General features: G+C 41.5%; 10 protein-coding genes and 1 pseudogene. 8 read left to right on the top strand and 3 right to left on the bottom strand.

The window, feature by feature from the left end; genetic code table 11:
- The first annotated feature begins 13 nt into the window (after positions 1-13).
- Genes pcrA through NSQ71_RS16560 form a run of 3 tightly spaced genes read left to right on the top strand, consistent with a single transcriptional unit; the run spans position 14 to position 5391 of the window.
- A complete protein-coding gene (gene pcrA / locus NSQ71_RS16570; RefSeq protein ID WP_339210477.1) occupies positions 14-2194 on the top strand; it encodes a DNA helicase PcrA in 2181 nt (726 codons plus the stop codon).
- Between the two features lie 26 nt (positions 2195-2220).
- Positions 2221-4224, top strand: coding sequence for an NAD-dependent DNA ligase LigA (gene ligA / locus NSQ71_RS16565; protein ID WP_066250775.1), 2004 nt, complete (start codon positions 2221-2223; stop codon positions 4222-4224).
- 15 nt (positions 4225-4239) lie between these two features.
- Complete coding sequence (locus tag NSQ71_RS16560) at positions 4240-5391, top strand: CamS family sex pheromone protein (RefSeq protein ID WP_066250778.1); 1152 nt, start codon at positions 4240-4242, stop codon at positions 5389-5391.
- 84 nt (positions 5392-5475) lie between these two features.
- Here NSQ71_RS16560 and NSQ71_RS16555 read toward each other — a convergent pair whose 3' ends face one another.
- Positions 5476-5634, bottom strand: coding sequence for a YjcZ family sporulation protein (locus NSQ71_RS16555; RefSeq protein WP_340734266.1), 159 nt, complete (start codon positions 5632-5634; stop codon positions 5476-5478).
- Positions 5635-5907: 273 nt separating this feature from the next.
- Here NSQ71_RS16555 and gatC point away from each other — a divergent pair, with 273 nt between their 5' ends.
- From gatC to NSQ71_RS16535, 4 genes are all read left to right on the top strand, one after another.
- A complete protein-coding gene (gatC, locus tag NSQ71_RS16550) occupies positions 5908-6198 on the top strand; it encodes an Asp-tRNA(Asn)/Glu-tRNA(Gln) amidotransferase subunit GatC (protein WP_063388808.1) in 291 nt (96 codons plus the stop codon).
- Between the two features lie 16 nt (positions 6199-6214).
- Positions 6215-7672, top strand: coding sequence for an Asp-tRNA(Asn)/Glu-tRNA(Gln) amidotransferase subunit GatA (gene gatA / locus NSQ71_RS16545; protein ID WP_094244375.1), 1458 nt, complete (start codon positions 6215-6217; stop codon positions 7670-7672).
- Between the two features lie 13 nt (positions 7673-7685).
- Entirely contained in the window at positions 7686-9116 is a 1431-nt protein-coding gene (gatB, locus tag NSQ71_RS16540) for an Asp-tRNA(Asn)/Glu-tRNA(Gln) amidotransferase subunit GatB (protein WP_144597463.1), read from the top strand.
- Positions 9117-9385: 269 nt separating this feature from the next.
- Positions 9386-10315, top strand: a complete 930-nt coding sequence (locus NSQ71_RS16535; protein ID WP_063388805.1) for a diacylglycerol kinase — start codon at positions 9386-9388, stop codon at positions 10313-10315.
- A 196-nt stretch (positions 10316-10511) separates the two neighbouring features.
- On the opposite strand, the gene NSQ71_RS16530 is transcribed toward NSQ71_RS16535, so the two are convergent.
- Complete coding sequence (locus tag NSQ71_RS16530; protein WP_082829588.1) at positions 10512-10667, bottom strand: Fur-regulated basic protein FbpA; 156 nt, start codon at positions 10665-10667, stop codon at positions 10512-10514.
- Positions 10668-10847: 180 nt separating this feature from the next.
- On the opposite strand from NSQ71_RS16530, the gene rlmD reads away from it, so the two are divergent.
- A complete protein-coding gene (gene rlmD, locus NSQ71_RS16525; RefSeq protein WP_340734265.1) occupies positions 10848-12221 on the top strand; it encodes a 23S rRNA (uracil(1939)-C(5))-methyltransferase RlmD in 1374 nt (457 codons plus the stop codon).
- Between the two features lie 350 nt (positions 12222-12571).
- Here the strand turns inward: rlmD and NSQ71_RS16520 are convergent.
- A pseudogene (locus tag NSQ71_RS16520) lies at positions 12572-13724 on the bottom strand (IS3 family transposase).
- Positions 13725-14616: the final 892 nt, after the last annotated feature.

The following is a 14616-nucleotide window of genomic DNA, read 5'->3' as shown; positions in this document are numbered from 1 at the left end:
AGGTGAGTGTTGAATGCATTTTTTGACTGAGCAGCTCCTCTCAGGTTTGAATGAACAGCAGCAAAAAGCGACGAAACATACGGAAGGTCCTCTTTTAATCATGGCGGGTGCAGGCAGCGGCAAGACAAGGGTTCTCACCCACCGGATCGCTTATTTAATGGCAGAAAAAGGAGTAGCACCTTGGAATATTCTTGCTATTACCTTCACAAATAAAGCAGCGAGGGAAATGAAAGACCGGATTGAACAACTGCTTGGCCCTGGTGCTGAGGAAATATGGATTTCCACTTTTCACTCGATGTGCGTGCGAATCCTTCGCCGAGATATTGACCGGATCGGCGTCAATCGCAATTTTACGATATTGGATACATCAGACCAATTGTCTGTCATCAAAGGAATTTTAAAAGAACGAAACATTGATCCTAAAAAATATGATCCTCGAGCTATTCTCGGCACTATCAGCAGCGCGAAAAACGATCTCATTTCCCCGGAGGAATTTGCTCGTCAAGCAGGAGATGTGTGGGAGCAAATTGTCAGCGATATCTATATCGACTACCAAAAAAAATTGTTGAAAAACCAAGCTCTTGATTTTGATGACCTCATTATGTCAACGATACTGCTTTTTCAACGTGTTCCAGAAGTACTCGAATATTATCAGCGGAAATTTCAATACATTCATGTTGATGAATATCAAGATACAAACCGCGCACAATACACGCTTGTAAAGATGCTGGCATCCCGTTTTCAAAATATTTGTGTTGTCGGCGATTCGGATCAATCGATTTATCGCTGGCGAGGGGCGGACATCGGAAACATTTTATCGTTTGAAAAAGATTATCCGAACGCTAAAGTGATTTTGCTTGAACAAAATTATCGTTCTACCAAGCGTATTTTGCATGCGGCTAATGAAGTCATTAAAAATAATATGAACAGAAAGCCGAAAAATTTATGGACGGAAAACCCTGAGGGGAAAAAAATTATTTACTACCGGGCTGATCACGAAATTGGGGAGGCCCAGTTTGTCGCCAAGCAAATTCAAGAGCTCGTCCAATCGGGCAAAAGAAGACTTTCCGATATTGCTGTATTGTACCGTACAAATGCACAGTCCCGTGTCATAGAGGAAGTGCTGTTAAAATCGAATATTGATTATAAAATTGTCGGCGGCATAAAGTTCTATGACCGGAAAGAAATCAAGGATATTCTTGCATACATGCGTCTAGTGGCAAACCAGAATGATGATATTAGTTTGGTGCGAATCATCAATGTTCCGAAACGGGGCATCGGTGCATCAACCGTTGAAAAAATAATGAATTATGCAGCCCAGCAAGGTATCTCGATGTTTGCTGCTTTAGAAGAAATGGAACATATCGGGGTCAGCACTCGTGCTATGAAAGTGTTGACGGAATTCCGTGAATTGATCCAGCAGCTGTCACAAATGCAAGACTATGTGTCTGTTACTGAGCTTGTGGAAGAGATTCTTGACAGAACCGGCTACAGGGAGATGCTTAAGCAGGAAAAAACATTGGAAGCCCAAGGTCGTTTAGAGAACATTGATGAATTTTTATCTGTAACTCAAAACTTTGAAAAGCAAAATGAGGACAAAAGCCTCGTCGCCTTTTTAACGGATTTGGCCTTGATTGCGGACATTGACCGCATTGATGAAGAGCAATCGGAGCAGAAAGATTCCGTGTTATTGATGACGATCCATTCGGCAAAAGGTTTAGAGTTTCCGGTTGTATTTATGATCGGGATGGAAGAAGGTGTATTTCCTCACAACCGAGCCTTGATGGAAGAGGCGGAAATGGAGGAAGAGCGCCGGCTGGCATACGTCGGGATAACGCGGGCAGAGGAAGAATTGTATGTAACAAATGCGAAAATGAGGACCCTTTTTGGAAGAACAAACATGAACCCGGAATCTCGTTTTATTGAAGAGATGCCGAAAGAGGTTTTAGAAGACTTAAATGAAAAGAAATCTCCAAAGCCGAAACTAAATAGAACAATCGGAGCCAAATCAACGGGAGGAGATGTAAAGGCTTGGTCAGTAGGTGATAAAGCCGTGCACGGAAAATGGGGTGTCGGTGTTGTCGTCCGAGTGAAAGGCGATGGGGAGGATCAAGAACTTGACGTGGCATTTCCAAGTCCTGTCGGCATAAAACGGTTGCTTGCTAAATTTGCACCAATTGAAAAAGTACAGTAACTATTTGAAGGAAGGAATTGACACATATGGACAAACGTACGGCAGAAAACCGTGTAAAAGAATTGCACAAGCTTTTGAATCAATATAATTATGAATATCACGTTCTTGACAATCCGTCTGTTCCTGACGCAGAGTATGACCGCCTCATGAGAGAACTAATAGAACTTGAAGAAAAATATCCAGAGCTGAAAACCCCTGATTCTCCCTCCCAGCGGGTGGGGGGCGCTGTTTTAGATGCTTTCCGAAAAGTGGCGCACCGCGTGCCGATGCTAAGTTTGGCAAACGCTTTTAATGAGCAGGACTTGCGTGACTTTGACAGGCGAGTCCGCCAAGCAGTTGGGGATGTCGAATATGTAGTGGAGCTGAAAATTGACGGGCTTGCGGTTTCCCTTCGATATGAAAACGGCCTGTTTGTACAAGGATCAACACGAGGAGACGGCACGACGGGGGAAGATATCACGGAAAATTTAAAAACGATCCGCTCGATCCCTTTGAGACTAAAGAAAAATTTATCGATGGAAGTGCGCGGGGAAGCATTTATGCCGAAAGCATCATTTGAGAAATTAAATGAGGAGCGCATTGCAAAAGGGGAAGTTCCGTTTGCCAATCCGAGAAACGCTGCGGCTGGTTCCTTGCGCCAGCTAGACCCAAAAATTGCCGCGAAACGAAATTTAGATATTTTCGTCTATAACATAGCAGAGCTTGGCGATACCGGAGTGTCTTCTCATAGTGAAGCATTGGACTTGCTTGATGAACTCGGCTTTAAAACAAATCGTGAACGCAGAAAATGCAAAAACATCGACGAAGTGATCGAGCTGCTTGATCAATTGTTGGAAAAGCGCTCTCAGCTTCCGTATGATATTGACGGAGTTGTAATTAAGGTTGATAGTTTGCGTCAGCAGGAAGCGCTGGGGGCAACTGCGAAAAGCCCGAGATGGGCGATTGCCTATAAGTTTCCGGCAGAAGAGGTGGTGACGAAGCTGCTGGATATTGAACTCGCTGTCGGACGCACCGGCGTCATTACCCCAACAGCGATCTTAGAGCCTGTAAAGGTTGCCGGGACAACCGTCAAACGAGCTTCCCTTCATAATGAAGATTTGATTCGGGAAAAAGATATTAAGCTTGGGGACTTCGTCGTCGTGAAAAAAGCCGGGGACATCATTCCTGAAATTGTAAATGTTCTTGTTGACAGAAGAACAGGCAATGAACAGGATTTTCGGATGCCTTCGCACTGTCCTGAATGCAATAGCGAGCTGGTCCGGTTGGAAGGAGAAGTTGCGCTTAGATGCATTAATCCAAAATGTCCGGCGCAAATTCGCGAAGGTCTCATCCATTTTGTTTCCCGAAATGCGATGAATATTGAAGGACTAGGGGAGCGCGTCATCACCCAATTGTTTAAAGAAGGCTTGATTCAAGATGTAGCGGATTTATACAAATTAACAAAACCCCAATTGCTTCAGCTTGAACGGATGGGTGAAAAATCAACGGATAATTTGTTGCACGCGATTGAACGGTCGAAGGAAAATTCGCTGGAGCGCCTTTTATTCGGTTTAGGCATTCGCTATGTCGGCGAAAAAGCCGCCAAGATTTTAGCAGAGCATTTTGAAACAATGGAGCGGCTGCAAAGCGCGACAAGAGAACAATTAATCAACATACCGGAAATCGGAGAAAAAATGGCTGATTCCATCGCTACTTTTTTTGAACAGCCTGAAGTAAAAGAATTGATTGAAGAATTAAAGTCGTTCGGCGTCAATATGACGTATAAAGGTCCGAAACGGACAAATTCAGATGAAGGGGATTCGTATTTTGCCGGTAAGACAATCGTTTTAACAGGGAAGCTTGCTGAAATGTCCCGCAATGAAGCAAAAGAACAAATTGAAGCAAGAGGCGGAAAAGTTACTGGCAGTGTGAGCAAAAAAACAGATCTTGTAATCGCTGGTGAAGATGCCGGCAGCAAGCTTGCAAAAGCTCGCGAATTAAACATAGAGGTTTGGGATGAGTCTCGTTTACTTGAAGAACTAAGGAAATAGGAGAGGGAAGGTACCTTGAAAAAACTTTTGATCATAGCGGCAGCGTGCATGGCTGTGCTCAGTGCATGCTCGCAGGACATTGGAGAACCGGAGCAAATTGTACAAGAGACGGAAGAATCAACGGAAGAAAAAGCAATTATACCGAAATACAGAATTTCGGAAGATTATTACAAGATGCTCGTGCCTTTTAAAACGAGTGAAGCGCGAGGGCTTGTGGCAAGCAATCTCAATACAAGATTTGATGTTGATGAATTTGAAACTGGTCTTATGCGGATGGCCAGCGACAAGTTTCCAACGGATAAATATGTGTTTCAAGAAGGACAATATTTAGACAAAAAAACTGTCCAAAACTGGCTTAGCCGCAAGCTGGAAGGAAAAGATTTGGAAGAAGCGAAAAAAAAGGATAAATCTTTCAAAAATGAAGGTTTAAATCCGCCAGAAAGCTCCGAAAAAAGCCCCATTTATGTAACGCATATACTTGAACATAATTACCTTGTAAAAAAAGATGAAAAAACACTTGAGCTTGGCGGAGTGTCGATCGGTTTGGCCTTGAATTCTGTTTATTATTACCGCACGGAAGACGGCATCCAAAAAGAAAATAAAATAGACAAGGCCACCATTGAAAAGAAAGGGAAGGAAATCGCACAAGTGGTTGTGAAGAGGCTTCGAGATATAGAAGGATTAGAAAAAGTGCCGATTGTCGTTTCCCTTTACGAACAAGCGCCTAAATCTTCGATTGTTCCAGGGCACTTTTTTGCAAGAACAATCGTTGATGGCGGAAGCGAAAATATCGGAAAGTGGGAAAATATTAACGAAGAGTATTACTTTTTCCCATCTGAAGAGGGAACAAAGAAAAAACCGGATGATGCCAACACATTTAAACGTTTAAAAGGAGATATTGAAGACTTTTTCCCTAACTACACAGGCGTCATTGGGAAGGCTTTTTATCAAGACGGTGAAATGAAGCAAATGAAAATAGAAATACCGGTTCAGTTTTACGGAAAAACAGAGGTCATAGCCTTTACGCAATTTTTAACTGGAAAAGTTGTGGAATATTACAAAAACTATATTTCTCTGGAAGTGACCATCAACTCTTCAAGAGGTCCGGAAGCGCTCATCGTTAGAGAGCCAGGGCAGGACAAACCGACAGTTCATGTTTTTCAATAAAAAAACAGGTGATTTCAAAAAGGGGGGATTTTGAAATCACCTTTATATTGATCGTTTTTTGGCGGGCATTTGGTTAAACGGTGTTTAACACTTTACAAAAGCAGTACCGACAATGATCAACAAAATGAACAATACTACTATAAGGGCAAATCCGCCGCCGTGTCCGAATCCACCACCGTACCCGAATCCGCCGTCATATCCTCCGTAACCGTAGCCTTGACAAGAACCGAATCCAAAACTCATGTTTTTCACCTCCGAATAATGTACCGTACAATATTTTTATATTCACGAATGAATAAAACGTTTGGACGAATGTACCTATATTTGAATTTTTGGTTGAAGTCCTTCGACGTTTTGAAAATTACATATGAAAAGAAAATCATCTGTAAGAGGGGCTTTTTTCAGCCTGCCTTCGTGCAATATTGTTTCAACATTTCGGGGGTGTTGCTTTATCTGGCTAAAATTTGATATTATCAGAGTATTGCAGTGTGTTCGAAAAAGTGGAGGTGAATTGGAATGTCACGCATTTCGAAAGAACAAGTAAAACATGTTGCGCATCTTGCCCGCTTGGCAATTACGGAAGAGGAAGCAGAGATGTTTACCAATCAGCTTGACGCGATTATAACGTTTGCTGAGCAGTTAAATGAATTGGATACGGAGAACGTTCAACCAACTTCCCACGTTTTGGATATGAAAAATGTCATGCGCGAAGATCAACCTGAGCCGGGTCTTCCACGGGAAGTTGCGTTGAAAAATGCTCCTGACCAAAAAGACGGACAATTCCGCGTACCAGCCATTCTTGAGTAAGGAGGACGAAGCGAACATGGCTCTGTTTGATCATAAAATATCTGAATTAAAACAAATGCTGCACCGAAAAGAAATTTCCGTCTCCGATCTTGTCGACGAGTCTTACAAGCGCATTCAAGAAGTCGACGGAAAGGTAGAAGCTTTCTTAACCCTCGATGAAGAACGAGCCCGGGAAAAAGCAAAACAACTGGATAATGAAATAGGAAAAAAAGATACATACGGTTTATTGTTTGGCATGCCGATAGGGATTAAAGATAACATTGTGACAAAGGATTTACGCACAACCTGTGCAAGCAAAATTCTTGAAAACTTTGACCCAATTTATGATGCAACGGTTATGCGCAAGCTGGAAGAAGCTGAAGCGATTACGATCGGCAAATTAAACATGGATGAGTTTGCGATGGGATCATCCACTGAAACGTCCGCATTTAAAAAGACGAAAAACCCATGGAATTTAGAAGCGGTTCCAGGCGGTTCCAGCGGCGGCAGCGCAGCGGCTGTCAGCGCAGGAGAAGTTCCGTTTGCACTAGGCTCTGATACAGGCGGCTCGATTCGCCAGCCGGCAGCATTCTGCGGGGTTGTTGGCTTGAAGCCTACATATGGAAGAGTTTCCCGTTTCGGATTAGTCGCATTCGCGTCTTCATTAGATCAAATCGGACCGATAACAAGAACTGTTGAAGACAACGCTTACCTTCTTCAAGTCATTTCAGGTCTTGATCCAATGGATTCCACAAGTGCAAATGTGGAAGTTCCTGATTATATATCCGCTTTAACTGGAGATATTAAAGGGCTGAAAATTGCGGTTCCGAAAGAGTATTTAGGTGAAGGGGTAAGCCGTGAGTCGCGCGAGGCCGTACTGGCTGCTTTAAAAGTACTCGAAGGATTGGGCGCAGAATGGGAAGAAGTATCTTTGCCGCATTCCAAATACGGTATTGCTACATATTATTTGCTTGCCTCATCCGAAGCATCTGCGAATCTCGCCCGTTTTGACGGAGTCCGCTATGGCTATCGCTCCGACAACGCTGAAACCTTGATCGATATGTATAAACAAACACGCGCGGAAGGCTTTGGAAATGAGGTAAAACGCCGCATTATGCTCGGTACATTTGCATTAAGCTCTGGATATTATGATGCATATTACAAAAAAGCGCAGCAAGTGCGCACGCTTATTAAAAAAGATTTTGAAGACGTTTTTGAAAAATATGACGTCATCATCGGACCGACAACCCCGACTCCAGCATTTAAAATCGGCGAAAAAATTGACGATCCACTCACGATGTATGCGAACGATATTTTAACAATCAATGTGAACCTTGCCGGAGTTCCTGCTATTTCCGTACCTTGCGGATTTGCCAACGGCCTGCCGCTGGGATTGCAAATCATCGGCAAGCATTTTGACGAGAGCACCGTTTATCGCGTTGCCCATGCATACGAACAAGCAACAGACTTCCATAAACAAAAACCGGAACTGTAAGGGGTGAGAACTAATGAACTTTGAAACGGTCATCGGACTTGAAGTACATGTGGAATTGAAAACGAAATCGAAAATCTTTTCAAGTGCACCAAACGCTTTCGGTGCTGAACCAAATACAAACACAACGGTCATTGACCTCGGATACCCGGGAGTTTTGCCCGTTTTAAATAAAGAAGCCGTTGAATTCGCAATGAAAGCTGCGATGGCATTGAACTGCGAAGTGGCTACTTATACAAAGTTTGACCGGAAAAACTATTTTTATCCGGACAACCCGAAAGCATATCAAATTTCCCAATATGATCAGCCGATCGGTCAAAACGGCTGGATTGAAATTGAAGTGAACGGAAAGAAAAAGAAAATCGGCATTACGCGCCTTCATTTAGAAGAGGATGCTGGCAAATTGACGCATACTGGCGACGGCTATTCTCTTGTAGACTTTAACCGTCAAGGAACACCGCTGATTGAAATTGTATCAGAGCCGGACATCCGCTCACCTGAAGAAGCCTATGCATATTTGGAAAAATTAAAATCGATTATTCAATATACTGGCGTATCCGACTGTAAAATGGAAGAAGGATCTCTTCGCTGCGACGCAAACATTTCGCTCCGCCCGATCGGACAAAAAGAATTTGGCACAAAAACAGAATTGAAAAACTTAAACTCATTTAACTTTGTGCGCAAAGGGCTCGAATATGAAGAAAAACGTCAGGCGGAAGTGCTTTTATCCGGCGGCGTCATTCAACAAGAAACACGCCGTTTTGATGAGGCTACAGGGAAAACGATTTTAATGCGCGTTAAAGAAGGATCAGACGATTATCGTTATTTTCCTGAACCTGATTTAGTCACTCTTTACATTGATGATGAGTGGAAAGAAAGAGTCCGGTCATCGATTCCGGAGCTGCCGGATGCGCGCCAAAAACGATATGTTGAAGAGCTTGGACTCCCAGCGTATGATGCTAAAGTGCTGACCATGACGAAAGAAATGTCTGATTTCTTTGAAGCAACAGTTAAAGCCGGAGCTGATGCGAAACAAGCTTCTAACTGGCTGATGGGAGAAGTATCAGCATATTTAAATGCAGAGCAAAAAGAGTTGTCTGAAGTGGCGCTCACCCCGGAAAGTCTTGCAGGAATGATCAAGCTGATCGAAAATGGAACCATCTCCTCCAAAATCGCGAAAAAAGTGTTCAAAGAGCTGATTGAAAAAGGCGGAGACCCTGAAAAAATCGTGAAAGAAAAAGGGCTTGTTCAAATTTCTGATGAAGGTGCCATCTTAAAGCTTGTAATCGAAACATTGGATGAAAATGAGCAATCGGTTATCGACTTTAAAAACGGAAAAGATAAAGCGATTGGCTTTCTAGTCGGTCAAATTATGAAAAAAACGAAGGGACAAGCCAACCCGCAATTAGTAAACAAATTGTTATTACAAGAAATAAAGAAACGATAATTTTAATAGACGCTCAGCTTAGCAGCTGGGTGTTTTATTTGTATTAAAATGGGAATAAAACCCATCCGTGAATTTTTGAAGCTGGAATTTGAAAAAAGTGTTTAAATGGCGAACAGTTTTATCAAAATAAAAATAGAATAAACGTTTATTGACAAAAATAGTATAAATGAACACAAATGATAGAAAAAACTTGTTTGTTTTGGCAAAAAGGAATAATCTATTAATGATTCTATTTTTACAATAGAAATGGATAGTATAGGATGATGTGAATGAAACGCGCAAGAATCATTTATAACCCCACATCTGGTCGAGAGGCTTTCAAAAAACAGCTCCCTGAAGTTCTTGCTAAATTTGAAGAGGCCGGCTATGAAACATCGTGCCATGCTACTACCGGTGAAGGAGATGCGACAAATGCAGCGAAACAGGCTGCTGAACGCGGGTTTGACCTCATTATCGCTGCGGGTGGAGACGGTACGGTGAACGAAGTTGTGAACGGGCTCGCAGTCATGGAAAATCGTCCGACGCTCGGAATCATCCCCGTCGGAACTACAAACGATTTTGCCCGTGCAATCGGCATTCCCCGCGACAATATTTTGCATGCAGTCGATACGCTGCTGAACGGCGTAAAAAGGAAAATAGACATTGGAAAAGTGAATAACCAATATTTTATTAATATTGCCGGCGGCGGAAAATTAACAGAGCTTACTTATGACGTTCCAAGCAAATTAAAGACCGTTTTAGGACAGCTTGCTTATTATTTAAAGGGCATTGAAATGCTCCCTTCCATCCATCCGACAGAGGTGGAAATTGAATATGATGGCAAGCTGTTTCAAGGAGAGATCATGCTGTTTTTAATCAGCTTGACAAATTCGGTCGGAGGGTTTGAAAAGCTGGCTCCAGACTCAATTTTAAATGATGGTATGTTTGATTTACTGATTTTGAAAAAAGTCAGCCTCGCAGAGTTTATTCGCCTTGCCAGCTTGGCATTAAAAGGCGAGCATATTCACAGTGAAAATGTAATTTATACAAAAGCCAATCGGATAAAAGTAAAGACAGAAGACAAAATGCAGTTAAACTTGGACGGCGAATACGGAGGACTCCTGCCTGCTGAATTTGAAAACCTGTATCAATATATTGAGATCATCATGTCGAAAGAAAAAGCAGAAAAAAACGCGCCAATTGAAAAGAGCAGCGAATAGGCTGCTCTTTACCGTTTTTGAATAGATGAAATGCGGCTCCCCGCGCTAATTTCAACGATTTATATGACTTGTCTGCAACATTTTGCTTAAAAAAACCACTGCAAAAGCTTTGCAGGCAGCTTGTTAAACAAAATGTAATGAAAGAAAGGTGCAGCTGTTTTTACAGCCTTGCTTTCAAGCTGGAAAAACGAAATTTTTATTTTCCATAATGGTAATGATCGCTTTCAATTTTATTGACAAGTTTTAACAACTCAATGACGTTCAATTCATATAATTGTTGTCCATCTTCCCCTTTGTAAACACCGTTGGCAATAAGCTGTTCGATGAGTGACTCTTTAAAACTTTGATCCATGTAAATTCACTCCTTCAGCTAATATAGACGATTTTTCATCAACCAATGTTACGTGCCGCCCTTTTATATTTTCATTACAATAGTATTTCCTATTATGACAATAATAAAATCACTTGGGTCATTTTTACGGTTGTGATACAATTTTTTCAGTTCATTCTGATCAAAAAGGAAGAAAACAACATGGAAGCACCAGTGAAGAAAAATGATTATTACGATGTAGTGTTTGAAGATTTAACACATGACGGGGCAGGAGTAGCCAAAATCAACGGCTTTCCTTTATTTGTCCCGAATGCTTTGCCTGGAGAAAAGGGAACAGTCAAAGTTGTCAAAGTAAAAAAAGGCTATGGATACGGACGTCTCATGAAATTATCGGAAACAAGCCCGGATCGGGCAGATGCGCCTTGTCCCATATATAAACAATGCGGAGGCTGCCAGCTTCAGCATGTAAGCTATGACGGCCAACTGCGCCATAAGCAAAAAATAGTAAAAGAAACGCTTGCCCGCATCGGAAAAGTGGATGTAGAAAAAGTCACGGTTCATCCAACGATCGGAATGAGCGATCCTTGGAATTATCGAAATAAAGCACAGGTTCCAATCGGGGAGCGGGAAGGCGCCCTGATTGCAGGCTTTTATCAGCAAAGAACGCACGAAATTATCGATATGGAGAGATGTCTCATTCAGCAGACGGAAAACGATCGAATTGTCCGAGAAGTTAAAGCGATATTGAACCGCTATCATATCCGGGCTTACAACGAACAAACCCATCAAGGATGGCTGCGCCATATCGTTGTCCGCTACGGGTATCAAACAAAGCAAGCGATGCTTGTTTTCGTTACCCGAACAGCTGATTTTCCACATAAAAAGAAAATTTTAGCTGAAATTACCGCTAAATTTCCAAACATTCGATCGATTGTCCAAAACATAAACCCGAAACGGACAAACGTCATATTTGGCGAAGAAACAAAGCTGCTTTCGGGTTTGGAATATATATATGATTACATCGGATCAATTAAGTTTGCCATTTCCGCACGATCTTTTTACCAAGTGAACCCTGAACAGACGAAGGCGCTTTACGAAAAAGCGTTAGAATACGCCGAACTTACAGGAGAAGAAACGGTCATCGACGCCTATTGCGGGATCGGAACGATTTCACTCTTCCTTGCGCAAAAAGCTAAAAAAGTGTACGGCGTGGAAATTGTGCCCGATGCCATTGAAGATGCCAAACGAAATGCAAAACTAAACGGCATCGAGAACGTTGAATTTGCCGTCGGTGAAGCAGAGGAGATCATGCCCAAATGGCATGCACAAGGAATTCGCGCAGACGTCATCGTCGTGGATCCTCCTCGAAAAGGCTGCGATCATTCACTGCTTCAAACAATTATAGTAATGAAACCAAAAAAAGTCGTCTACGTCTCCTGCAACCCGGCGACATTAGCGCGTGACATTGCCATCCTAGAACAAGGCGGCTACGAAACAAAAGAGGTCCAGCCAGTCGACATGTTCCCGCATACGGCGCATGTGGAGTGTGTGGCGCGATTAACGTTGAAAATGTAGTTCCAAAATAAACATTTGCGATTATAAATAAACTCTTGCGAAAATGAAAATAAAAGTTTTGTGATTGAAACAGGGAGAAGGGAAAGTCCTTATACTTCAAGCCTTTTCCCTTTTTTCTGTCAAAAGTTTATTTTTGGATTTAAGTCAATATTTTGGACACACCAATAAGTGAAATTTAATTTTGATCTCATGCCATATTTTTCATGACATCGCTGGTCGCTTGACATGGAGCCTCTGCGGCGTGGTGTTATGCGAAGGGCGAAAGGGGCAATGATTTCTTTCGCATGGCAAACAAGCCTACCACGCCCTGCCATTCCATGTAAAGCGGGTGAACAATCTCAAGATAGTGATTAGGCGGTACGCCGAATGTAGTTCTCTAGCTCTTGTGGGGTTTTATAGCCAATGCTACTATGAATTCTTTTTCGATTATACCAACCTTCAATGTATTGAAATAAAGCTAATGTAGCTGACTGTAATCCATATATTTGACGTTTTGTATTTCTTCTTTCTTCAAAATGGCATGAAAAGATTCCATGCACGCATTATCATATGGGCAACCTTTGCGGCTGAATGGCTGTTTCATGCCTTTGGATTGAACATACTTAGTAAATTCTTCACTTGTATATTGAGAACCTAGGTCAGTATGAATGATAAGCCCTCTTTCCGGAGTTTGAGTGTCATACGCGTTTGCTAAAGCTTGAATCACCAGATCCGTTGTCATCGTCCGCAAAAAGGAATAACCAATAACCTTTTTAGAATGCAAATCCAGTACAGAAGCTAAATAACACCAACCGTCTTTCACTGTATGGATATAAGTAATATCTGATACCCATTTTTCATTAATGGAATTTGTCGAAAAATCCTGTTCTAATAGATTTTCTCGTTCTTTCACTCTTTGATTACTTGAATATGGACGGTATTTTTTCGAAATGATCGAACGAATTCCAGCTTTTTTCATCAAACGCTGGACTCTTTTTAGGCTCACCAAATAGCCTTTTTTTTGAAGAGTGATATGGATTTTGGGAGCACCATAGCGTTGTTTGCTTTCTGTATGAATTTCTATGATTTTGTCGGTTCATTCCTTGTTTTCCCGGTTACGATTCGACTCAACCTGTTGAAGCGATTGATAGTACGTACTTCTAGGTATTTCGAACACTTTGCAAAGCGTTTTAATGGAATACTGGTCTTTATGTTGATCAATCACAGAAACGAGCTCGTCTTGACTTACTTTTTCGCAAATATGGCCATAGCCTTTTTTAAAATGTCGTTTTCCTCCTGAAGACGACGGATTTCTTTTTGCAGCTTGACAACATCATCCGGAGTGACAGATGTTCCATCTTCCAAATCGATAGGGGAATATTGCTTAATCCATCTGTAGATTGATACATCTGATACGCCATATTCGCTGCATAAATCTTTCACAGAGCTGCCAGTGTTGTAAAGATCAACAACCATTTTTTTGAAGTCTTCATTAAATTTTTTTCCAGTACTATGGTTACCCATAAGGACACATCCTTTCATTTTTTATTATGGTCAGTTATATGAAAATTTAACTTAGATGTGTCCATGGAATTATACTAGCATCAAGTTGACATGAAGTTTATTGATCAATATTCGAATTAATTTCGCTTAGCTGATGTTCCTTTTTCGAAGAACTTAAAAGAGCGAATTTGACAGGGGCAAATATAAAGCTATCACATTATCATAGTGTCAACAATTGAAAATCATTGACAGTTTTACCCGATCAGCTACAGCCTTTTAAACTTAGCCGCAAATTCAGAAAGAGTGCCTCCTTTTTGCATTGTAAAGGTCGTTTCCCAGATGACTTATTTGTAATTTTTTGTTTGGCTGTTAGGATTTGATCCTTGTTTTTGCATTCCTTGATCCAATTAAATATTTACATAGAATCAATGAAAATTCCGCATGCGATCTAAAAATACCTAGGTTTTTGGTTTCCAATTTCATTTGGTTTTTTAAGCCAAATTTTATCTAACCCCATATAGAGTAATTTTTTGCTCTTTTAATTTGATCCACTAGACCACTTAAAGCAACTAATAGTAGAGCTAACATAGATACTGTATTTAATCCGAACATTAAAGTCGCGATAGCATACGGTTACAGAAACCAACACCGATTTAGAACACGTGTATTTTTAGATTGTACAGGACAAACTTATGATAAGCACTTCAATGCTGCTTTCGTTCAGGTATTCAATAATCTTATTAAGGATCGATGATGGCCTCTTAGAGACCGCCAAAAAAACTGAACATAAGCAACATGGAAGCGTTAGCTGTCGACGTGTATCCAGATGCCTCCACTGGTAGCGGTGCAAAAAGTCTAGATCGAAACGGCCTGTCGGTGTAGACTGCGGCCACCAAGACTCTTACTAAATTAT

It is taken from the genome of Aeribacillus sp. FSL M8-0235 (assembly GCF_038000355.1).
Lineage (GTDB): Bacteria > Bacillota > Bacilli > Bacillales > Aeribacillaceae > Aeribacillus > Aeribacillus composti.
This window is presented reverse-complemented; position numbering and strand designations above follow the sequence as displayed.

Coding starts and splice junctions, on each gene's coding strand:
- NSQ71_RS16535 (WP_063388805.1), top strand. CDS start 9,386: ATGAAACGCGCAAGAATCATTTATAACCCCACATCTGGTCGAGAGGCT.
- gatB (WP_144597463.1), top strand. CDS start 7,686: ATGAACTTTGAAACGGTCATCGGACTTGAAGTACATGTGGAATTGAAA.
- gatC (WP_063388808.1), top strand. CDS start 5,908: ATGTCACGCATTTCGAAAGAACAAGTAAAACATGTTGCGCATCTTGCC.
- pcrA (WP_339210477.1), top strand. CDS start 14: ATGCATTTTTTGACTGAGCAGCTCCTCTCAGGTTTGAATGAACAGCAG.
- NSQ71_RS16530 (WP_082829588.1), bottom strand. CDS start 10,667: ATGGATCAAAGTTTTAAAGAGTCACTCATCGAACAGCTTATTGCCAAC.
- ligA (WP_066250775.1), top strand. CDS start 2,221: ATGGACAAACGTACGGCAGAAAACCGTGTAAAAGAATTGCACAAGCTT.
- rlmD (WP_340734265.1), top strand. CDS start 10,848: ATGGAAGCACCAGTGAAGAAAAATGATTATTACGATGTAGTGTTTGAA.
- NSQ71_RS16555 (WP_340734266.1), bottom strand. CDS start 5,634: ATGAGTTTTGGATTCGGTTCTTGTCAAGGCTACGGTTACGGAGGATAT.
- gatA (WP_094244375.1), top strand. CDS start 6,215: ATGGCTCTGTTTGATCATAAAATATCTGAATTAAAACAAATGCTGCAC.